Below are 22,562 nucleotides of genomic sequence, written 5' to 3' on the forward strand. Positions count from 1 at the left end.
GGTTGGGGAATGACAGTAATTTAGTCCAAAAAATATTTTTACTTTTAAATGGGAATTATTGAAATAACTTTTGTGGCTGAAACTTACAGCCTGAATTTAAAACAGGATGTAATTCTGTTTCCTCAGAAGTATTGGGAACATAGATACTTCCAGATAATAAGGGTGATTTTATTGGTTTCACTGATGACGGTAACTTGGATGCGGCTTTTTCATCAAGCATAATGGTAACGTTTTTATGTGCATATAAAGCCGTTGCAGGAATATCTTGATTCGGTGAAGAAGCAGCATTTACAGCAGCAATAATCCCTGCTTTTGTGGAACCTGATGCTAACAAATAACACTCTTTGCTGTATTGCAAAATCGTTCCAATTCCCATCGTTATTGCATGAGTCGGTACCTCATCTTTTGCATTAAAAAAACGTTTATTGGCTTCGCGAGTTTTATCATCCAATTGAATCACTCGTGTTCTAGAATCCAATGCAGAGCCTGGTTCATTAAAACCAATATGACCATTCACGCCCAATCCTAAAATTTGAATGTCGATTCCACCAACCTCTTGCATCAATTCTTCATATTTTTTCGCATGCTGTTCCATTTGATCAAGTGGTACGGTTCCATCCAACAAATGGATATTTTCCTTTTTGATATTAACGTGATTAAAAAAATGATGATGCATGTAGTAATTATAAGATTGTATATGAGTTGGTTCTAAGCCTAAGTATTCATCTAAGTTAAAGGTAATGACTAATGAAAAATCCAAATTCTCCTCTTTATGCAGACGCACTAATTCTTTATATACGGGCTCAGGAGTGCTGCCTGTTGCAAGTCCCAAAACAGTAGGTATTTTTTTCTCATTATTTTCCATTATCTTTTTTTGAATTGCTCGCGCGGCTCTACTTGCCATACCTTCAGGTGTTTCCCTAACAAAAATGCGATCGAACATAAAATTTTCTCCATGAATTCTAGAGGTTATATCCACATAAACAAGAATTCAGAATAAAGAGGGTCAGTATGCACTACCTCATTCATCTCTTTTCCATATTTTGTTACAATGAACTTTGTGCAGGATGCCACTGAATAATAAAGAAAACTTGATTTATAGCCTTGCGATTTTAGCTAATTTATCAGTGAAACTCTAGGCCATTTTCTGAGGGTCAGCTCTAAATAGTTATTAGAGATTGAGTGCAAGTAGATTAAGATTTCCGGTATTGTTCCCTAAAAGGATTTGAATATGCTTATTAAAAATATTTATGTTTATAACGATGCTGGGATTAAAGAATTAAAACATGTGTACGTTTCTGATGATGGCTTAAGGAAAATCTATAATCTTGATGATGATTTAACGTCTTTGCAAGAACAAAAAATGATTGATTCCAAGGGCTGTTATTTCTTAATGCCAGGCATGCTCGATTCTCATGTTCATGGCCAAGGTGGTGTTGATTTCGCTGACTTGAGCGAAGAAAAGAGTACTGAGGACTTAGATCGCATTGTCCGAGCGCTGGGAAATACTGGTCTGTCTTATGCCCTAGCGACCCTAGTCTCCATGCCAATACCCTCCTTAAAGAAATCATTGATACAAATTAATCATTTTGTAACGCAACAAGGACAAAATCCTACCCCTGGCTTTACTCAGATTGTTGGTGTGCATCTAGAGGGCCCCTTTATTTCAAAGAGTTGCAAGGGAGCTCACGCTCCAGAGGCACTCCAAGAGAAGATTAGTATGGAACAATTTAGGGATATTATTCGCGTAGCACCCAATATTAAACACTGGAAAATAACCATTGCCCCTGATTTGCCAGGAGCTGAAGAATTTATTCAACAGACCAAAGATCTTGAGCAAGAAGGTATTTTTGTAAAAGTATTTATTGGCCACTGCAATCCCGAGGATAAGGAGACCATTGATCGCGCAATTGCGGCAGGTGCATGTGGATTCACGCATGTGGGAAATGCGTGTCAAGAATCGTGCAGTCGAGAAACACGGCAACTTACCGGAAATGATGCCAAAAGTCATGTCGTGCAATGGATACTTGAGAACCCTGAGCGTTGTCCTCCTGGTGTGGAACTTATTGCGGATGGGGTTCATTTATCCGACTCATTTATTTCGCTAATTCACAATACAGTTAAAAACAAAATTATTCTTGTAACCGATGCGTTAGGCCCTACAGGGTGCAAAGATGGATCCTATAAACTAGGGACTTTGAATATTCGTAAAGAACTAGATAGTTTCTATTTGGCAGATAGTGACGGCCATTTTCTGATGAAAGAGGGAAAACTGCCTACTGGGGAAAAAGGGTTGGTAAAAACTCTTGCAGGCAGTGCAGCCTCATTATCGCTTTGCGCACAAAAATATTTTAAATTAATGCAGGGTCCAGTGGAAAGTCGTATGGACTCTTTGTATGCGGCGCTCATCACAAACCCTAGAATAACCTCTTTATCAATGGCGGCGATAAAAAATTTACCCGATGAACGAAATTTTTCTATATTCAATAATCAGGGACAACTTATTTTGAGTTCATGCCATGGTCAAATAATTGAGCATCAGCAATTGCAATGGCCAATATCAAGCATGCTTCATTATGGGTTTTTATCGAGTCGTTTACCTACTGAAAGCAACCGAACCGAAACAGAAATAAGTCCTATATTCAATTAGTTTTTAAAAAACTAATGATCATGATTATTTATGACTTCGGTTTTAAAAAAAACAAACAAAGAATGCTCGCGGTCAATGCTGTAAGGGAACAGAGCACAATGGGCAAGATAATTGATAAAACAATCATTAAACCGCCTGCAAAGCATATAATGGCATCGCCCAGGGTACGCAAACTTAATTGCGCCCCCATGACTTCGCCTTGCATAGTCGCTTGCGAGCTATTAGAGATATGAATCGTCAGAGTCGTGACTACACTAGTGATACTAAACCCAATGAGTGCAAAAAATATAAACATCACTATGGGATTTTGAAAGGTGATCATGGCAGCAAAAATTAAAGTAGTTGTCAGCATCGCCAAAATAATAATTTTATGAATGGGCAGATGTTTTGAAAGATGGTGGGGAAGCCAGGAAGCACCAATAGCAAGCGATGCGGATAAAGCACCATTATAAACTGCAATCATGCTGGGAGACATAAGCCATTTTCCAGCCAAATACACCGGACCAAATTCATAAAACATATCTACTGCAAAGGTAAACAGCGTACTGATGATGAGCAAAGGTTTCAAATGCGGGTGATACTGAAATAAGAGCTTGAATTGCCGAATAATATTGAGTTGTTTCAAAATGGATTCTTTCTGAGGGGTCCCCAGAGTTTTATGCTCTGGCAATTTCCACCAGGCAAGCCCTAGGGTAATCACTGATGCGAGTGCGGCAACAGTAAAAGGAAATGACCAGGAAAACCAAGGAATCATATGTGAATTGGACAATAAACCACCAATTATCGGCCCAATGATGTAACCAATACCGGCCATACTGTTGATCCTACCAAAACTTACATACTTGTTAATGGTCGTCAGCTCTGATGCGAAGGCCCTGGCCACAGCAAAAGTCCCTTCCATGAATCCTGTTAAAAAGCGGCTGAATAATAAAAGCCAGAAACTGTTGATCTCAAACGAGATAACGGTCAATACATAACCTAGCATGCTTCCAGCCAGACTGATGATCAGTATTTTTTTGCGCCCATAGAAATCCGAATTTCTTCCTAAAATAGGAGAACCTATGAATTGCCCCAGAGGAAAAATTGCAAGGGTAAGCCCCAGTAAAATACGTCTGCCGGTTTCACTCCATTCAGGAGAAATAATCAATTGATCGGTAGCTTGTAAAAAAAGAGGCGGTAGAATGGGATAAGCAATGGATGAACCGATAAAACTGATTAAAACAATGAGTAAAATAATCCACAGTTGTTTTTTTTCATGAGTTGTTTGCTGCATTTTTATTCTAGACCCTGGTTGGAGCATCGGGCAACTGACTTAGAAGTTCAGTCATCATTGTAACATGTTTTTCAAATGGTCGATATTTTTTCAACAAGAGCAATTATTGAATTACCCTCACCCTCTCTGCGAATACGTTCCCCCTTCCTTCCGTCATTCGAGTATAGCAAGGAGAATGAAACAGGAGCGAAAATAAAGCAGAAAATTTAAAAAAAATTCTGTAAAATAGCGCATCATATTTTTAAACACTTATATTAACCATGCCTCATTTTCAAAACCTGCAAAACATCTTGGATATGGATTTTAAACAAATGCGCGCGATACCCGGCCATGAAGGCTTGCGTGCAACAGATGAAGCGATTCACTTATTTGTTGATAATTTAATTGCTTTTTTTTCTCAATTTAATGAGCCACCTGCTAAAGAACAATTAAAAACATATCAAGTGTATATGGAGAAAATAACCAATAAAATCAATGAAAGCGAATACACTTATTATTTGAATAAATACACAGCTCTATATGCTGAAGATGCCGAAAAAATGGCTTCAACATGTATGCTTAAAAGCTTTAAAGAATTACCTAAACGAATGCAATATTGGGCTGCATCAGAAGAATTCGGGGAATCAATACGTAATTCGAAAAACCATAGTATTGCCGTAAAAAAATTAAATACTTGGGCTTTATGGATTAATAAATCCAACCCCAATGCGTTCTTTCATGCTGATGCACCTGAAATTGACCTAGAACCATCCAATAAATCTATTGTGAAATTGGAGATGCTATAATCATTATAATGAGTTGTGATTTTTAAAGTAAATAAAATTATGGCTCCATGTTGTTAATCCATTCGGATCAATGAAAAGTACTCTGAAGAAGGAAAGATAAAATGTTGACTGGAGCTTTTATTTTTTTAATTATTGCAATCATTTCAGGATACATCACATATAAAGGAACGGATCCTTCATCACTATATTATGCAAAAATTGTATTTTATGTTGCGACATTTCTTTTTCTAATATTACTGATTATTTATTTCTTAACCCCAGCGCCGCCTGTTGCAACCGAAGTGATAAATCCTCTGTTGCAGTAATGAGAATGGGGCATTTTAATCTCGATTTACCCTCCGGCGCCGGTGGGAGCCCCTTCCACCGCCGACATTATCCATTCTCATTGCATTCATTTTCAAGAAACACTTTAAGCTGCCCAACCCATAGCTCATCAACATAATCAATCAACCTTCTACATGCAGTTGATTTCATTGTTTCCTCAAAATGTTTATATAAATAAGGACGATAATAAGCAAGGTCGGGAACATCCATACCTATTTCCTTGGCTTTTTCATCATTAATACGCACCCTTAAGATGTCTTTAAAATGGATATTGGTTTCAAAAAGAAGCATCTCTTCTTCAGACATTACTCCGCCCTGGAAGAAAAGGGTTTTCTTACTTGCTTCAGATAAACGTGCAAAATAGTCCTTTTTCTTTCCCGCTAGATAACGTTTGGCATTCACATGATTGCCGATGAGCAAAGCAATTTTTGCAGAAAATCCCAGCTCATAAGCTAAATTTGCACCTATCCATTCATGATGCACTACACCTAAATCTGCCATCTTATTTTGTTGGGTATCTAAAGCAAAGTGGCCGATATCATGAAATAAGCAAGCGAGAATGACTTCCTGATCATGTCCTGCTTGCTCTGCGAAATAAGCACACTGTAACGCATGTTCAAATTGTGAAATAGGCTCTCCAATGTATTCCATGTCTTGAGCAGAATACAAATACTGAAAAGCCCTATTAATTTTTTGGTCAATATCATTCATAGTAGTCATAGCATCATTTCGGAAATAGGATTAGCAACATTATAGATTGCAGCGCCTGCAGAATAATCTTTATTGGGGTCGCGCTCACAATCTGGAGGAAACTTTTCTCTCTTATCTTGATAATAAGCCTCACGCATAATTCCACCTTCAGAAAATTTGCTAAAGGTAATAAAAATCGCACGCCGGGGTTTATTACTGCGATTCGCTTCAGAGTAATGGGGCAAATAGGAGTCAAATAAAATAACGTCTCCAGTTTTACATTCAATTGGCGACCATTGAAACTTTGCAGCCATCTCTTTTTTTATTGAACCATCCACTTCTTGAGGAAGAATTGTAGGCTGATTAGCACCACCTTGAACGACTTGCAAACAACCGTTTTCTAAAGTGCAATCATCTATAGCGACCATCATGGTGATGTGAAATTTCTGATTAAAGCTAATAAATGCGGGGGCATCTTGATGCGGTTTAAATCCGCCACCACCGGGAAATTTATAGTTAATTTTTTCTTTAAAAATGGCAGCTTTCTCTCCCATTAAGATAGAAATCAAGTTTAAAGTACGCGCGCTGTTGGCAACCTCATTCATACCCTTATGGTAATCAATAAAATTTTCAATACGACAAAGCTGGCGCTCTCCCTGAGCATTCCTTTCAAAATATTTCATCCACTTTCCGGGTGTTTCAGGCCAAGAAGTTAATTCATCACACCACGTTTGCAGATGTTGTTTCATATCCAAAAAGAGAAAATCGGGCAAGATGACAAATCCTTGTTCTTTCCAAAAACGGTGTTGTTGTTCACGCAATTGATAATCCATGACTTCTCCTTTCAAGACGCTGATACCAAGGTACTTTCGGAAATAGAATCCGGTAGCTCAGCCAATTTATTCTCTTCGTGTTCTAACCATCTTGTTAACAACCAGCCAAGCAAAAGAGTACTTGCAAGAATGGCTAAGGTCAGATGGATCCCTAACTGAGCTTGGAACATCGGTAAAAATACAGTTCCAATAAACGCGCCCAATTTTCCTGTCCCCGCTGCTAATCCATGTCCTGTAGCTTTGAATTCAGGATTATAGAGCTTTGCGGGCAAAAGATAGGTTGTAATTCCTGGACCAAAATTAATAAAAAAGTTGAATAATATGAACCCGGTGAAAATAAGGCCAAGGCTTGGAAACAAATAGCTTATGCTAAGGATTAATAATCCCAAAAATGAAAATATAAATCCTATCATCTGAAGTTTAATCAGCGATACCTGATTAACAAAAAAAATCACTGCAAAAGCACCTAAGGACACGAAAACATTAACTACTAAAGTACTTTTCAGTACTTCGGTTTGCGCACTTAAAAAATTAGCCTCCTGCGATAGATTAAACGCTTGTAAGACGTAAGGGGTGAATAGCCCTATTCCATAATAAGAGATATCTAATAAAAACCAGCAAGAACAAAGACAAACAGTGATTCTTATCATGCGCGGAGAAAAAATCAATTGATAATGCCTAAAGACTGAACGACTTGATTTGTTTTTTAAACCTTGATGCACTTTCCATAAAAAGCTTTCGGGTAACTTGGCTCTGAATAACAACCCAATGAGCGCAGGAATTGCTCCCGAAGCAAATATCCACCGCCAAACATCGAGTTGCGGATGCAATTTAAATAATAACCAGGCAACAATGACGCCTATTGGGGAAGCAAGACAATTAATAAACATCGCAGTTGCAATAAATTGGGCACTTTTACGAGCCGGTATCATTTCAGCCAGGTAGGCGGCACAAATGGGGTAATCAGCACCAACACCAAAGCCAAGTAAAAATCGCAACACACACAAAGAGTTGATACTCCAGGCAAAAGCAGAACAAATGGCAATAAGAACAAAAAAAATAAGATTGATAATGAGCATGCTTTTCCTACCCAACATATCCGCCAATCGACCAACAATGACTGCACCGAACACCGCACCAAGAGGTGCTGCAGCCTGAGTGAGACCAATCATCAGAGAAGAAGGATGGTATTGCGCATTAATGAACGGCTCAGCTACCGAAGCAATATATAAATCATAACCATCAATGAACAAACCCAGCGCACAAACTATCCAAACATGGAAAGTTAGGGATTTACTATTATTTTCGTCCATGAAAATCTCTTGATAATAAAGGATATTCGCAATTTTATTGCATCCTTAGGTAGATGATTTTTTAACACAATCATCTAATAAAAACAAACAAGCTCAGGATGAAAAACTCAAGTGGTCACTCAAATTAAGGGGGGCCCTTGCTCATAGCCGTCAAGCTAAGAAATAAAAATGGCAAACTCCCCCGCGCCCTACCCCGGGGGAAGAGGGGACTTTGGATCAAAATGCTATTCAGATAGCACTGAAAATTCCCTCTCCCGCGAGAGGAATTTGATTTAAAAATGGATATAAAATCGCGGGAGAGGGTTTTGGTACATTGTTCCTGAGCTTGGCGGCTATAGGCTAAGACCCAACATTTAAATTGTGCAGCCTACACAACTAATCTCAAGCTACTTCCAATACGCTTTCCTTAGTAAGCATCATTCGCTCAATAATAAAATACATGCCAATTCCTAGAATGATCGCCCCATCAATAACAAGGGCAACAGGACGCATCGAACCATCGAAGAGAAGACCAGTTAAAGCAACGGCTCCGGATGAAATAAACAAACGTGTTGACATAATGAATGAAGAGCAGGCCCCCTTGTGATGAGGTAAAATTTCTAAAGATTGTGCAAAAGTCACGCTCATTGGAAATGCACAACCAACCGCCATCCAACACATTGAAAAGGTAATCAAACGGGGTGAGTCGGGATATTGGAACGCAAAATAAGTAAACAACACGATGGATATTGCACAACACATCATCCCAAAATGGACTGCTTTGCGACTGCCAATTCTTGCGATCACTTTTTCAGCATAAAAACTGGTCAGCGAAAACAGCAATACAATTACCCCTTGTTGCACGGCAAATTGGAAATAAGATAATTTACACGTATTTATGTAATAAAATGACGCACTACCGACAAAAGTTAAATACGCTGTCACTAACATATTGGGCATGCTGGCATAGATTAAAAATTTTCCATGAGTAGAAACGGTCCAATAGTCTTTTAATATCTTCAAAATCTCTAGAGATTGCTTTTCCGATTTGGTTTCTGGTAATTGCCAAATCAGGAAAAACCATGAAATCAGGGCAATAATTGCGATGAAGGAAAAATTCGCTCGCCAAGTAAAATAGTTGATAATGGCACTGCCTAAAATAGGGGCTGCTGCCATAAAAATAGTAACATAGGCATTAATTTTACCAATATAACGTGCAGCCACTTCGCCACTATAACGATCAGAGATCATCGCAAAACCTATCACTAAAGTACTGCTGGCGCCTAAACCTTGAATAAAACGCCAAAACATGAGTTGGTATATTGAAAACGAAAACACACACCCCACTGCTCCAATTAAGAAACAGGTTGCTCCAAAAATCATTAAACCACGTCGACCCAAAGCTTCCGATAAGGGACCGTACAACAAACCCGAGAGACAAAATGCTAAAAAATTAAGGCTTAATGTACTTTGGACTTGAGCTTCTGTACTACCGAAAAAAGTCATAATGCTAGGAAAGCTGGGTAAGGAAATATCGATTTCCATGCAACATCCTAATAGGGAGATAACAATGAGAGTTACAAGCGGTAGCTGAAATTTGGTGGCTGTCATAATGACTTCTTCTTAAAATCGAGATAATAGACGATTATCTATTGCAGAATATATTTAATCGTTGTGCAATTATATCGGTATTTGCACACCTTGAGAAGGACGAGCTTGTTAATTGATTTTTTGCTTAGTTTGGCGTCAAATTCGATGAGCTTTTTGCAATCTGCTCAAGTTGCCCTACCAAGTCCACCAATTCAGCATAAACGTCCGGTGGCTTTGTCCAAAAAGAAAATGGTGTCGCTTCAGACTCTTCTTTATCGACTTTGGAGACCGTCTTTTTTTTCTGCTCAATTTTTGTTTTTATTAATTCAATGTCTTTTATTAAAGACTCAGAATGGTCATCTTTTCCTGAAAGAAGTTTCATTTTAAGATCCTCTAGCAGAAAACTTATTTGGATTAACGAAGATACTTTGTTACTTTTTTCAATCATTTTTTCGATTACTGGAAGCCGTTTATCTTCATGATGTTCTATGCCCTCAAATGGTTTTTGCGGATCAATCTTAAGTTCAAGCATCTTTTTTTGCCTCCATGCTTCAGGTAGATGCATTGAGGTTTGCATTTTGGACTTTATAAGTTGCAATGAATATTCAGAGGCAAATTCTTCTGCGGATAATTTTGCGGTTTCTGGGCTTGTTAACCAATTAGAAAATTGGATATTTTCAGCATCCTGACAGCCATACTCAATCACTTGTTTAAAGGTGAGGGTATCACTTTGATCTTTTGGAATCCCTAAGTGTAACGCAGCACTATCAAGTAATAATTGATAAGGCACGCCCCAGAAAGTTTCCTTCATTAATTTCATTCGCTTCTCAATCAATTGAAGTAACTCTTCTTTGGCTTCGACTATCTGTCCTTTCGTTTCGCCTACAAGCATTTTATCAATTGCATTTTCAAATGCTTTCTTTGTTTCCAGATCATCTTTGTTAAACAGCTTATCTCCAAAACACAAGCGTTCAAAAAGTTCACTGCGGAATGACTTTCGTTGATCCAGAGGCATTGATTCATTAAAATTTTCTATCATATTGATGGCATTGAATAAATCGGCCATTTCACAGGCCATGCGACTGTCTTTTCTCATTCCAAATTTGAAATAGACAATAGGCGATTTTTCAATGGCCTCTAACTCCAATTTCCCCTGAAATCCTCTGGCAAAACTCTCACGAAATGCGTGCTCAAGAAATAAATAGCCCATGTGTTTGATAAAGCCAGTATCAGTGGGCGGAAATCCATTTTGAAAGTTATCCATACGGTTAATGTGAATGCAGTGAGGCCTCAGATTATAATCCATCACTCCCACAAGTTTACGATCTTTACCTTCACCGGTATAAACTTCAAAAACCTGATGCTTTTTACCTCGTTGTGAAGGTTTCACTACAGTTTGAAAAGCCAATTCTTCGTTTTTTGCATTTAATAGCTTTGTAGTATAGGGCATATTCAATCTCTTTTGCTCATAATGATTAATTATAGCTCTAAGTTGAGATTATATGGTTGTTAAAAATAGTTTTGAAAATATAAAGTTACTTAATGGATACTATTTTTTAGAAATCCTCATTGACTCTTTATCTTTTAGCTCATGTTTAGAACCATGCTCATATCATTTAGAATGAGAAACTGGTCCCCATCCTCGACCTCGATGGTCATCCATAATTTTAAGAAAGCTTTTGTACCCTTCAACTGTAGACCGTTCCCTGTCCTCTGCTTTCTTTTTGCTTTCTGCATCTACATTGCGGTCTAACTGCCCCTTAATTTGACCTATGATGGTTGATCACGTTTTCGTATTTCCATATTGATTAAAATGATTACAATGCAAGTTTATGAAAGATCATCTATAATAATCTACGACTCAATTTCTAAATGCAGGGATATTGGACAAATTATTTAAAAGGAGTTTTTTATGATTTCTATAAATAGGATTTCGTTCAAAATAATACTTGGAACATTAAGTTGTCTCTCATTTTTACCTACTGCCTTTGCAGATGCACCTGCTACTCAAACTTCAACATCTGATATTTCGGGCACCTATTTATGCAATTTTCGTGATCCTTTTTCTAACCCGACAGATGGCACAGAAGTACTTATCATTAAAAAAAGCAGTGACAATAATTATAGAATGTTCAAAAGAGGAATACATCACACCACGCCAACTATTGCTGGGGTTGGTTTGCAAAACAAAGATATAAATAACGCATTCTCATTTATATTTTGGTGGTCTAAAGATCTCACAACTACTTTTACCCAATACATCCTTATCAAACCTGATGGTACACTGGAGGGGAAATGGGTACAAAATAATAAGAATCAGGCCGCTACATTTAGTTGTAAAAAATCATCATAAAGTGACTGATGTATTTGGGTGAATTAACAAAAGGAGTTTGTTATGAAAGCAGCATCGGCAGGTATCTCTTTAACAGCCATATTATATTTCATTATCACAACAGTTTATGCTGACAATAAGACTGCCAGCCCATCTCCATCTTTTGTTGGGAGTTATCAATGTCAATGGAATGGCTCTTTATTGGCTAATAAAAACTTTACCCTTACTATATCGCAGACTGGCGATACTTATAACTCAGAATGGGAGGATAGTACTGGTAATCCAGTACTGTATGGTACGGGATTAATGAGTTCGAATATCAATAATTTTTTGACTACTTCTTTTTGGGGCGTCACCGATAACACGATTTCAGGTGTATTATCTCTTGCAATAAAACCAGACGGGTCTTTGCAAGGCAACTGGATATCTCAATCCGGAAAAGACACCGGCACCCAAACATGCACTAAAAGTTAATAGCGACGAGCTTAACGCTGAGGCCGGATTACACTGTGCTAATCCGGGCCACCGACTATAATGATTTTCTAATATAAAGTCGTAGTGATTTTTTGAATTGAATTTGCGGCAGGAGAATTCTTGAAGAAGTTAAATGTAGCGATAAAAATGTGATTTATAACCTAGGAGACTTAATACCGCTACAACAATATAGTACCATTTTAATCTTAATTTAGTATTAACTGCCTTTACTTTTTTCTTTTCTTGGTAAATTCTTAGTGAATAAGCAATAGACGGGTTGTGCAAAGCGATTTATTTCAGAGAAATGTCTGACAAAGAACGCTGAAAAAAGCAGCAAAATCGACGCCGATTTCAACAGCTTTTTTCAGGATTGTGCGGCATATTTAATAGTGCGGTAACTTTAGCACTGTCAAAGAAAAAAACACATATTCCATTAATATCAATAGGCTGATGTTGATTCTTAACAATATGTTTCATATAAAAGTTAATACGAACTCTATATACATCATTAGAACTTATCTCATTAAAATTAGGAATCTCATTATTGCTGCTCACCGTCAGAGTCATTTTTTTATGCAAAATATTATCAAGTACTGATACATAGCCTAATGCATTTAAAAAACAACCTACAACTATATTCCCCGTCTCCAAGAGGGCTGACTCTTCGAAACGCTCTATTTGTCTTGTTGAACCAAATGGTCTATGTAAAAGAACATCACAGATTCTTAAAGCGGAAGTTCTTGGTAAAATATAGGAACCAAAGCCCTCTAAAGTGCCAAGCAAAGGAGTAGTCATTATTATTGCTCCTCCCAAGTCAGGATTAATTTGAGCGATCTCCTCTTTAATACTCTCTTTGATGATGCTTTGTACCTCAGTGACTTTGACGCTGACATCGGCACTTGTTAACGTCATCTGTTGGCTTAATAATTTTGATAAGGCAAAGGTCGCTTCTGTTGCTGCGAAACTCATTAATTCATTGAATCGTTTCTCTATCTTCATCATGATTTATCCTGTATGTTTTTGATTTAAACATAGGAAAAGCTCGTCGACATCCATAATTAAAATCGTCTCACCTGATCCTAATAATGCCGTCCCAGAGAACAACTTACTCCCTCGAATGATTGGATTAATCGGTTGAGTAATAATTTCTTCTGTGGTGAGCAGCGCGTCTACAACCAAACCTAATAACTCTTCTTCTTTTCTTAAGACAACAATAAACTGGCGTTCTTCTGCAGTTATCTTTTCCTTAAAAAGAACGGACAAACGCAAAAGAGGGACATTGATTTGCTCATACACAAAAGCTTCTTGATGCAAGAGAGCGGCTGTCTCCTGACACGATATCGTGATTAAACGTTCTATGCTATTGATTGGAAGTGCATAAATCTGATCGCCTTGACGTACCAACAAAACAAGAATAACGGTTAAGGTTAAAGGAATCTTTATCGTAAATTGAGTCCCTTTTCCTTTTTCAGTTGCGACTTCAATCCTCCCGTTAATGGATTCAATGGTCTGCTTAACAATAGACAAACCCAGACCCCTTCCTGAAATATCCGTGACTTTTTCTGTAGTGGAAATCCCATAAAAAATAGCGTTTGTTACTTCTAGTTTCTCTGCTCTTGTAGGTAATAAATTGCGCCTTATCGCAATATTTTTGATGGCCTCGAGATTAAGTCCAGCACCATCATCGCTCACTTCAATGACTACTGACTCTTTATGACGTTTCGCTTTTAAATTAATGCTTCCTTCTATAGGTTTCTTTTCCGCCTTTCTCATGTCGGAAGATTCTAAACCATGATCAATTGCGTTTTTGATTAGGTGAGCCAGAGACTCGCTTATAGCGTCGATTAATGAACGATCGACCTCAATATCTCTGCCTTCAGTGCGTAATTCAACCTGTTTATTTTGCTGTTTCGCGAGATCTCTGACCATACGGGAAAAACGATCGAATACAAATCCTATAGGCACCAGTCGAATTTGCATGACGTAATACTGTAACTCATTGAGTGTTTGATTCAGCATAGCTACTGTTGTAGCTAGTTCAGGGGATTGAATCGTCTCACTTAAACTGTCCAATCTCATTTTATTAATAAGCAATTCTTTAGTAAGATTGAGCAATTTATCAAGGCGGTCGACTTTAACTTCGATGCTGGTAACCGATTCCAAGGGGCCCAATGATTTGATTGCAGATAGATCCGCAGTGTGCTTCTCATCATCAGATAAAACACTGTTAATTTGTTTAATCATTGTCTCGGTAGCAGGCTCAGGCTTTCCTTCTGAGATTTCTTTTAAGGCTTCTTTTAAAAAATCAAAGCAATTAAATAAAAGATTAACACAAAGTTTGAGTGGAATTTTTTGGGTACGAATTGCATCGAGTAAATCTTCAATAGCATGATTTAATTTTGCTATTTTTTGAAATCCCATAGTTGCAGAAATATTTTTGAATGTATGAGCGCTGCGAAAAATGTCTTGCAGGTTTTTCTTATTATCTTGTTTTTTTTCCCAATTAATGAGTGCTAAATTCATATTTTTAATATGATTATTTGCCTCAATAAGAAAATCCTCAATGTATTTATTCATGTCATCATTCATCAACGACATCCTATGGTGAGTTATAAATATTTTTTTAGTTCCTTTTTAATTTGCTCAATCTCAAATGGTTTTTGAATATATCCTCTTGCTCCCAGAGATTTGCACCGTTCCTTAATCGACGCATGTCCAACGGATGTCACCATGAATACATTGATGTGTGGATATTGATTATGAATGCATTCCAAGAGCTGAATTCCTTCTACTTCACTGGCATTCATGATCACATCGAGTAGTACGAGATCGGGTGATTTTTTTTCGAGTAAGAGTAAGGCCGCTTTTTCGCCATCAGCCTCTATGATATCGAGATCTGCGAACTGTTTATTTAAAATATCTTTTAAGATTGTCCGCATAAAATTGGAATCATCTACAATCATCACCTTCTTACCCATCGTATTCTCCTCAAATGAGATCGACTTAGTTCTCTCGAAATCCCAATCGTCAGAGTTTCCCGAGAAATCATTTCGTATTCGTTCACAATCTCGTCATTTTGAATGAGTTTACGACGAAGGATCTCCTACAATATACTGGATCTCCCTCACTACATTCGGGTGACGTATCGTCGTGAACACTTACAATCATTCGTTTAATAACGTTCTAAGGCGGATAGCTTTATAAGTTCCTCTTGCGCTAAAATACTGGCTAAATTTAATAAAATAATTAGACGATTTTCATCAATCACTACCCCTCCCACATATTTTTCATGAATATTTATTATGCTGGAAGGATTTTTATTAATATCCGCACCGTTTACACGTAAAACTTCTACTACTTCATCAACCATTAGACCAAAAATCCCACTATTTTGTTTTGTAATAATGATATGCTTTGGATTATCGTTAACGGCAGTGGGAAGAAAAAATAGGCTCTTAATATCAATAATCGCTACAATATCGCCACGCACATTGATCAACCCACGTATAAAATATGGCGAATCAGGAATAGGGGTGATAGGCACGACCTTGATAATTTCTCGGGCGTCACTGATTGGTATACAAAACTCTTTATTTCCTGATCGAAATACAATGAGTTGCACTAATTGTTGTTCTTTTGTTTTAAGAGTTGATGATGATCTGTTCGGCATTATTCACCCCTGAGCACGTGCGCTTCAGAAGCCATATAGGCTACTTTAAATCGTTTCAGGGCCGTTCTTAACTCATCGGACAGAACGGATAAATTCGAAGCGGACACCGTCATTTGTTGCATACTGGCTGTTTGTTGTTGAATTGACGAGGACATCTGCTCGGCACCAACTGCTGCTTGCTCTGATGTCGCCGAGATTTCTTCTGTTGTTTTTGCAACAGCAAGGGCTGCCTTGGCTTGCTCTGATGTTGCAGTTGAAATTTCCTGAGCCTTGACTGTGATTTCCTGGGTACCCGAACTAATTTGGCTAAGAATTCTTAACGCTTCATTGACAATATCAATGGATTCAGTGACCTTCTGTGTACCAGTGGTCATACCTTCAACCACTTGTGTGGTCGACTCGAGTATGGTGTTCACCATACCCTCAATTTGCACGGCTGCTTTTTTAGTCCCTTCAGCAAGCTTCCTAATTTCGTCGGCCACCACAGCAAATCCTCGACCTGCCTCGCCGGCACGTGCTGCTTCTATTGCGGCATTTAATGCCAAAAGGTTTGTTTGATCGGCAATACCTTTTGTCGTACCGACAATCACCCCAATTTCTTTGGCTCGCTTATCCAAATCTTTGACTGTATCGGTATTGGATTTCACGATATCATCAATAGACTTAAGCCGTGTTGCCGCTTGTTTTCCTGCATCAGTACCTCTGCTTGCCAGTTTTGCGGCTTCTTGGGTTACTTCCGCGGCACTACGTGAATTTGTGGCCCCTTGTTGAATGGATTTAGACAGTTCCGTAACAATCCGCGTACTTGATTCCAGTTTTTTCGCCTGTTCTTTCGCCCCCACAGCGATTTGCTGTGTGGTGCTCGCCGCTTGTTGCAAAGTACTACTAACCTGCTTTGAGATATCCGCTAATTGTACTGACGCGCCAGAAACTTTGGTCGAACTGTCCATAGCAAAACGAATTAATGCGCCTAAATCATCAAAAGACTTATTCAATGCATCAGATAATGTTCTGATATCACCCTGGGTTTCAATACTGACTCGTTGCGACACATCGCCCATGGATAGTGCGACCGCAAGACGAATCACTTCTTGTACCGGTGTCGCAATCGAATTCAAGAGATTATTTAATTTATCAACAATATCTTTCCAACTGCCTCCAACACCTTCAACATTAGCGCGTTCATTTAATCTGCCTTCTTTACCCGCTACTTGCGCCACACGGGATACTTCACTCGCCAAGCGATTAAGGTCATCCACCATTTTATTGATGGTCTCTTTGAGCAGTAACACTTCCCCTTTAGCCTCAACAGTAATTTTTTGCGTCAAATCCCCTGCACTGATTGCAATCGCAACTTTTGAAATATTACGTACTTGATCCGTCAGGTTGGAGGCCATCGCATTCACGTTGGCGGTTAATTCTTTCCAGGTACCACCGACTTCCGGTACTGAAGCCTGGCCACCTAATTTTCCTTCGGTACCCACTTCTTTAGCAACACGTGTTACTTCAGCGGCAAAGAGATTTAAGTTATCCACCATCTTGTTCAGTGTTTCTTTAAGTTGAAGAATTTCTCCACTGACCTCAACGGTTATTTTTTGATTCAGATCGCCATCCGCAACCGCCGTGGCGACCTGAGCAATATTACGCACTTGGCTGGTTAAATTTGCAGCCATCGCATTCACATTATCGGTTAATTCCTTCCATGTGCCAGTTACCCCTGGAACCTGTGCTTGACCGCCTAATTTACCTTCGGTACCAACCTCTTTCGCTACCCGCGTTACTTCACCTGAAAATGATCTTAAGTTATCGACCATGTCGTTGATGGTATTTTTTAATTCTAATACCTCACCTCTCACCTCAACGGTAATTTTTTGATTCAAATTGCCGCTGGCTACAGCGGTTGTAACTTGCGCAATATTACGCACCTGGTTGGTTAAATTGGCCGCCATCGCATTCACGTTATCCGTTAATTCTTTCCATGTACCGGTAACATTGGGTACTTGTGCCTGACCACCTAATTTTCCTTCGGTACCCACTTCTTTTGCAACCCGAGTTACTTCGGAAGCAAAGATGGTTAAACTATCGACCATTCTGTTAATTGTTTCTTTCAACTGCAACACTTCCCCAAGTACTTCTACAGTAATCTTCTGATTTAAATCACCTTTTGCGACTGCGGTCGCAACTTGGGCAATGTTACGTACTTGACTGGTTAAATTAGCAGCCATCGCATTCACATTATCGGTTAATTCTTTCCAAGTACCCGTAACGCCTGGCACCTGTGCTTGACCTCCTAGCTTTCCTTCCGTGCCCACTTCCTTGGCTACCCGTGTTACTTCTGAAGCAAAGATAGTCAAACTATCCACCATTTTATTCAGGGTTTCTTTCAGTTGCAGCATTTCACCTTGAACTTCAACGGTGATCTTTTGATTCAAATCACCTTTAGCCACAGCGGTTGCCACCTGAGCAATATTGCGCACCTGGTTTGTTAAATTTGCAGCCATCGCATTCACATTATCGGTTAACTCTTTCCATGTGCCTGTGACACCAGGAACCTGTGCTTGCCCGCCCAATTTACCCTCGGTACCGACTTCTTTCGCGACCCGCGTTACTTCACCTGAGAACGACCTTAAATTATCCACCATCTTGTTAATTGTATTTTTCAATTCCAATACTTCGCCTTTTACTTCGACAGTAATTTTTTGATTGAGATCACCACTGGCAACGGCGGTGGTTACTTGGGCAATATTACGTACTTGGCTGGTTAAATTGGCAGCCATTGCATTGACGTTATCGGTTAATTCTTTCCAGGTTCCCGTGACACCTGGAACCTGTGCTTGACCACCTAATTTACCTTCGGTACCCACTTCACGGGCAACGCGGGTTACTTCTGAAGTAAAACTGCTTAATCCTTCCATCATACTATTATAGGAATCAGCTATTTCGCCAAAAATATCATACTGGTCTTTTTTTAAGCGTTTGGACAGGTCGCCTCGCCTCACTGACTCCATAGCCTCGAGAATATCACGAAGTCTACTCTCCATTGAGGCCTTACTTTTGGGATGATGAAAAGGTTCTAAATTCATCGCTACTTCCTGTGTTCCTTTCTGTCGAGGCATTCTTAAATTCCATTTACGAAGCGATACAATAAATATAGTAAAAGTATAATATTTTTACAAAAACGAACACTGATGATAGAATAAATAAAGAACACTTAGTTGTTTTTTTCTCATAAAATAAAGTATCCTTTGTTGGGTGGAATTTGTTATGCCAAAATGTACTATTAGATTATTACTCGATGCCGCACATCTCGCTTATCGTATTGAAGGTAAAGATAATAAGCTGCGCGAAGACGAACACGAAACGAGTGAAGGCTACGTCCATACAAAGCTATTAACAGAGGGCATCGCTCAAGCAGGATATAAGATACAGGCTAAAATAAATCCCGAAGCAGTAAACTCTGAAGGTCTAGCGGCTGTTTGTCTTGAACCAGACGATGACAAATCCCCTATTATCATCTCGTATAGAGGAACAGCGTCTTTTAAGGACGTGTATTCTGATATTAATTTAACCTTGACTGGCACAGTAGGAAAAAAATTACAGGAAAAAGCGTTTGATTTTTATGAGAAAGCAAAAACAGATTTTCCAGATAGAGAGATAATAATCGTCGGACATTCTCTAGGAGGGCACATAGCTCAATATGTCGGAGCTCGAGCCTATGCCACCGATAAAGACTTGCAAGAATCAAGAAAATTACATGTGAGAACATTCAATACTGCCTCTATCGATTCGCTCCATGGCCGATCATTGACTAAAAACCACCCTAATCTTCTTGCTCAATTTTGTAATTACAGACTAGACATGGATATTGTCAGTGGGCTACGCGTTCCACAAAATTTAGGTGGATTACCCACTCCACGATATTATGGAAACACCTTTTCTTTTTGCACAGACATAAACAGGCTCGCAGCCCATCCTTTAAGGGCGATGAGAGACGTTCTTCCTGACTCTGTAAAAAATTTAGAAGTAGGCGGAACCGATGAAGCCCACAGGGATTTGAGCACTCTGAAAGAAGCCGTTCTAGGTATAAAAGAAGCCTATGCTGCCCACATAAAGGGGCAATGGTTTTCTAGGTATCGAATGGGTAGCCAAAATAAAAAAATTATTGATAAACAATTAGATAAAGTTACCGCTGCTTTAAATGAAAATCCACCTGATTTTGAACTAGCAAAATTGGAACTTAAATTTGCCATGAGTCAAACATCTGGCCCTACCTCGTATAATTGCCTTGATTTTTTAATTAAAGAGATTAAGTTTGTTAAGAGGGAATGGGCTGAGGATTCGACACTCTTGAACGTTAGTACACCTCAAAATAAGATTTAAATTTCATAGGTACTTCACTGCATTCATATAAAGGTATTTTCCATAGATTATGAGTAAGGCTATAGTTCAGATTAAACCATTCACTGTTTATTACCACCATATAGCCAGTGGATTTGCTGCAGCCACTGCCGGTTCTGGGACCACCTTTACCCTTGACTCAATGAAAAAATTTCCGCCTTCACAAGACCTGATTGAAGCAAGTTATCCATTAAACTCCATATCATTGTTAAAAAATTGACAATACTTTCAGATCCAGCTGCTAATTCACGTTGTGTTAATCATATCCTAATAATTATTTAGTATAATTACCAACCCAAGTGTTCTTTTTTAGTTGATTAAATTTTATGCCTGATAATTTTGGTTTCGCTGAAATTAGTACTATTGAAGATGCCACTGCTGCGTGGCAATCATTTTTGGGTCGTTTTTTCTCGCCAGAAATTCCACCAGGTGTTGATGACACTTTTGATCCAACATTACGCGTGTTTGCTCCTAGAGAAAATAAAAATGCTAAATACAAACATCCTGGGTTCATCGACCCCAAAACAAAACAGGTTCCTGTAGATCCAGAAAGAACCCTACATTCTGATGATTTTGATGACTTTTTAAATGGTAATAAAATTACTATTCCGGCACATATCACTCTTAATGCAGAAGGCTTGGAACGCGTTGCAAAAGCAATTGCACTTGGTGATTTCGAAGATCCAGCCTTAAACGAAGAAGATCATACTTTTTACGCGTTATGGCTTTTCAAACAAAACAAAATCACCCGCCAACAAATGACTACAATACTCGCCAGAGCTCAAATTCCTAAAGAATATCCTCTGGAGAAAACGTTTCCTATATTTGCTAAAGATGGGAAACTTACCCAAGAGGCTATTGAATTACTCTTTCCAGCCATTTCAAAAAGTATCTATGGTGAACCACTGACTAGAGAGCAAAAAGAACGATTATGCTACCTTATTTTAGCGGCCCCCAAATCAGAACAAGTTTTTTTTATTTCAAAAAATAATCCAAACATTATTGCTCCACCGAACACGCGTATCCAACTCGGAGATGCTCTGCTGAGGAATGGATCTTGGCATAGGGCAACATATCAAGGAGAAGAACATGATCTTTACTTATCTTTCGGTGTTATTGAAGCACTGCAAATTGCACGGTATGGAGCTCATGGAGCTGCTGCCAATCGTGCCAAAATAGGAAAGGTAGGAATTGATGCAGTCAAAGAGGGCGTTGAATATAACTATAGGCCGACAGCAATTAGTCTAAATGATAGTGGCGTTGAAACAACTACAAAAAATATCCATGGTTATGCTGACACTCCAATGCCAGTAATAACAGAGCATGATGTGTATCATGCAAAAATACAAAGCACCCTCAGACCAGATTTCAACCTGATGTTAAATCATATGCATCAGATTATTTCTCAACATACGAAACTAAAATGGTCAAAAACCATGTGGGAATTGGTAGACCGTGAGTTTCTTGCCTTTGTACATCCCACAAAAAAGATGAAATTGAAAAGCGGTGAAGAGCGTTTCATTGAAATGCTTCATCGTAAAGATCAGGATCAAGCGCGTCTATTCAGGAGCTACGATCCTCCACTGTTCAGTGATGATGGATTTGCCATAGTTTGGCATATGGTGAATCAAAGTGATGTTTGGAAAAAACTCTATCACGTCGATATTAATCGGTTAGGCTATCCATATGATATGTTAATCAAGCAAATTAAGGCTTTTCAAAAGACGCTTGATGGTATTGACAAGGAAAAGAAGAAAGAAGTTGCCAGTCATCATAAGCACACTGAAATACTTACACTGAAGTATCGTTTGTTTGGTAGAACCTCTCCTACTGAGTTCAAAAAAATGTGCCAGTTAATTGATGCACTTCAAGACCAGTTAATTCCTGAAAAAGATACAATCACTAACAACATTCAAAAATTGATATTTGGAAAATATACTGATGGAGAGGATAAGAATTTAACCATACTTAAATTCAAAAATTTTGGCAAAGAAGTATTAATTGATGAAAACTCAGTAAAAGAAATAATACCTATGCTGATTGACATGCAGCTTCAATTTGGCGAGAAGAATCCAGAAAAAGTAAGAAACGAAGTGGAACAAATCGCCAAGCAATTCAAAAGCACTTATCTGGAAAGTACTTTCTCAAAAAAAGCACTGGAAGCTTCGATTCAAACATTCTCAACTATGAGCGAAAAACTTGATTTTCTTGAGGCATGTTATGAAAAAATAATTCATTCAAAGGAATATAC

Annotated in this window: 19 protein-coding genes; 7 read left to right on the plus strand and 12 right to left on the minus strand. The window is 38.5% G+C overall.

Going from position 1 to position 22,562, the window contains the following annotated elements; all coding sequences use genetic code 11:
* Positions 1–55: 55 nt before the first annotated feature.
* Complete coding sequence (gene nagB, locus OQJ26_RS17660; protein ID WP_265705019.1) at positions 56–943, minus strand: glucosamine-6-phosphate deaminase; 888 nt, start codon at positions 941–943, stop codon at positions 56–58.
* A 288-nt stretch (positions 944–1,231) separates the two neighbouring features.
* On the opposite strand from nagB, the gene OQJ26_RS17665 reads away from it, so the two are divergent.
* Positions 1,232–2,650 carry an N-acetylglucosamine-6-phosphate deacetylase gene (locus OQJ26_RS17665; RefSeq protein ID WP_265705020.1) on the plus strand — a complete coding sequence of 473 codons (1,419 nt, stop codon included), beginning with the start codon at positions 1,232–1,234 and terminating at the stop codon, positions 2,648–2,650.
* Positions 2,651–2,678: 28 nt separating this feature from the next.
* Here the strand turns inward: OQJ26_RS17665 and OQJ26_RS17670 are convergent, their stop codons facing one another.
* Positions 2,679–3,923 carry an MFS transporter gene (locus tag OQJ26_RS17670; RefSeq protein WP_265705021.1) on the minus strand — a complete coding sequence of 415 codons (1,245 nt, stop codon included), beginning with the start codon at positions 3,921–3,923 and terminating at the stop codon, positions 2,679–2,681.
* A 296-nt stretch (positions 3,924–4,219) separates the two neighbouring features.
* On the opposite strand from OQJ26_RS17670, the gene OQJ26_RS17675 reads away from it, so the two are divergent.
* Positions 4,220–4,708 (plus strand): hypothetical protein, encoded by a 489-nt coding sequence (locus OQJ26_RS17675; protein ID WP_265705022.1) that lies wholly within the window; start codon positions 4,220–4,222, stop codon positions 4,706–4,708.
* A 372-nt stretch (positions 4,709–5,080) separates the two neighbouring features.
* On the opposite strand, the gene OQJ26_RS17680 is transcribed toward OQJ26_RS17675, so the two are convergent.
* The 5 genes from OQJ26_RS17680 to OQJ26_RS17700 form a co-directional block, all read right to left on the minus strand.
* A complete protein-coding gene (locus tag OQJ26_RS17680; RefSeq protein ID WP_265705023.1) occupies positions 5,081–5,752 on the minus strand; it encodes an HD domain-containing protein in 672 nt (223 codons plus the stop codon).
* On the minus strand, positions 5,749–6,555 hold the full coding sequence (locus OQJ26_RS17685; protein ID WP_265705024.1) for a phytanoyl-CoA dioxygenase family protein: 807 nt from the start codon (positions 6,553–6,555) through the stop codon (positions 5,749–5,751). Before OQJ26_RS17685 ends, OQJ26_RS17680 begins: the two co-directional genes overlap by 4 nt.
* 11 nt (positions 6,556–6,566) lie before the next feature.
* Complete coding sequence (locus OQJ26_RS17690; RefSeq protein WP_265705025.1) at positions 6,567–7,868, minus strand: MFS transporter; 1,302 nt, start codon at positions 7,866–7,868, stop codon at positions 6,567–6,569.
* A 381-nt stretch (positions 7,869–8,249) separates the two neighbouring features.
* Entirely contained in the window at positions 8,250–9,458 is a 1,209-nt protein-coding gene (locus OQJ26_RS17695) for a multidrug effflux MFS transporter (protein WP_265705026.1), read from the minus strand.
* A gap of 124 nt (positions 9,459–9,582) precedes the next feature.
* On the minus strand, positions 9,583–10,887 hold the full coding sequence (locus OQJ26_RS17700) for a hypothetical protein (protein ID WP_265705027.1): 1,305 nt from the start codon (positions 10,885–10,887) through the stop codon (positions 9,583–9,585).
* 462 nt (positions 10,888–11,349) lie between these two features.
* Here OQJ26_RS17700 and OQJ26_RS17705 point away from each other — a divergent pair, with 462 nt between their 5' ends.
* Together OQJ26_RS17705 and OQJ26_RS17710 are read left to right on the plus strand one after the other, a co-directional pair.
* On the plus strand, positions 11,350–11,790 hold the full coding sequence (locus OQJ26_RS17705; protein WP_265705028.1) for a hypothetical protein: 441 nt from the start codon (positions 11,350–11,352) through the stop codon (positions 11,788–11,790).
* Between the two features lie 42 nt (positions 11,791–11,832).
* The gene (locus OQJ26_RS17710; protein WP_265705029.1) at positions 11,833–12,243 is read left to right on the plus strand and encodes a hypothetical protein; all 411 of its coding nucleotides are present in this window, start codon (positions 11,833–11,835) and stop codon (positions 12,241–12,243) included.
* Positions 12,244–12,594: 351 nt separating this feature from the next.
* On the opposite strand, the gene OQJ26_RS17715 is transcribed toward OQJ26_RS17710, so the two are convergent.
* From OQJ26_RS17715 to OQJ26_RS17735, 5 genes are all read right to left on the minus strand, one after another.
* On the minus strand, positions 12,595–13,245 hold the full coding sequence (locus OQJ26_RS17715; RefSeq protein WP_265705030.1) for a hypothetical protein: 651 nt from the start codon (positions 13,243–13,245) through the stop codon (positions 12,595–12,597).
* 3 nt (positions 13,246–13,248) lie between these two features.
* The gene (locus OQJ26_RS17720; RefSeq protein WP_265705031.1) at positions 13,249–14,832 is read right to left on the minus strand and encodes a chemotaxis protein CheA; all 1,584 of its coding nucleotides are present in this window, start codon (positions 14,830–14,832) and stop codon (positions 13,249–13,251) included.
* Positions 14,833–14,852: 20 nt separating this feature from the next.
* Positions 14,853–15,221, minus strand: coding sequence for a response regulator (locus OQJ26_RS17725; protein WP_265705032.1), 369 nt, complete (start codon positions 15,219–15,221; stop codon positions 14,853–14,855).
* A 194-nt stretch (positions 15,222–15,415) separates the two neighbouring features.
* Positions 15,416–15,913, minus strand: a complete 498-nt coding sequence (locus OQJ26_RS17730; RefSeq protein WP_265705033.1) for a chemotaxis protein CheW — start codon at positions 15,911–15,913, stop codon at positions 15,416–15,418.
* Positions 15,913–19,029, minus strand: coding sequence for a HAMP domain-containing protein (locus tag OQJ26_RS17735; protein WP_265705034.1), 3,117 nt, complete (start codon positions 19,027–19,029; stop codon positions 15,913–15,915). Before OQJ26_RS17735 ends, OQJ26_RS17730 begins: the two co-directional genes overlap by 1 nt.
* Before the next feature lie 148 nt (positions 19,030–19,177).
* Here OQJ26_RS17735 and OQJ26_RS17740 point away from each other — a divergent pair, with 148 nt between their 5' ends.
* The 3 genes from OQJ26_RS17740 to OQJ26_RS17750 all read left to right on the plus strand — a co-directional run.
* Positions 19,178–20,293 carry a lipase family protein gene (locus OQJ26_RS17740; RefSeq protein ID WP_265705035.1) on the plus strand — a complete coding sequence of 372 codons (1,116 nt, stop codon included), beginning with the start codon at positions 19,178–19,180 and terminating at the stop codon, positions 20,291–20,293.
* A 49-nt stretch (positions 20,294–20,342) separates the two neighbouring features.
* Complete coding sequence (locus tag OQJ26_RS17745) at positions 20,343–20,531, plus strand: hypothetical protein (RefSeq protein WP_265705036.1); 189 nt, start codon at positions 20,343–20,345, stop codon at positions 20,529–20,531.
* Positions 20,532–20,637: 106 nt separating this feature from the next.
* Positions 20,638–22,562: hypothetical protein (locus OQJ26_RS17750; RefSeq protein WP_265705037.1), on the plus strand; the 1,925-nt coding region annotated here is incomplete at its 3' end.

It is taken from the genome of Legionella sheltonii (assembly GCF_026191355.1).
GTDB classification, from domain to species: domain Bacteria; phylum Pseudomonadota; class Gammaproteobacteria; order Legionellales; family Legionellaceae; genus Legionella; species Legionella sheltonii.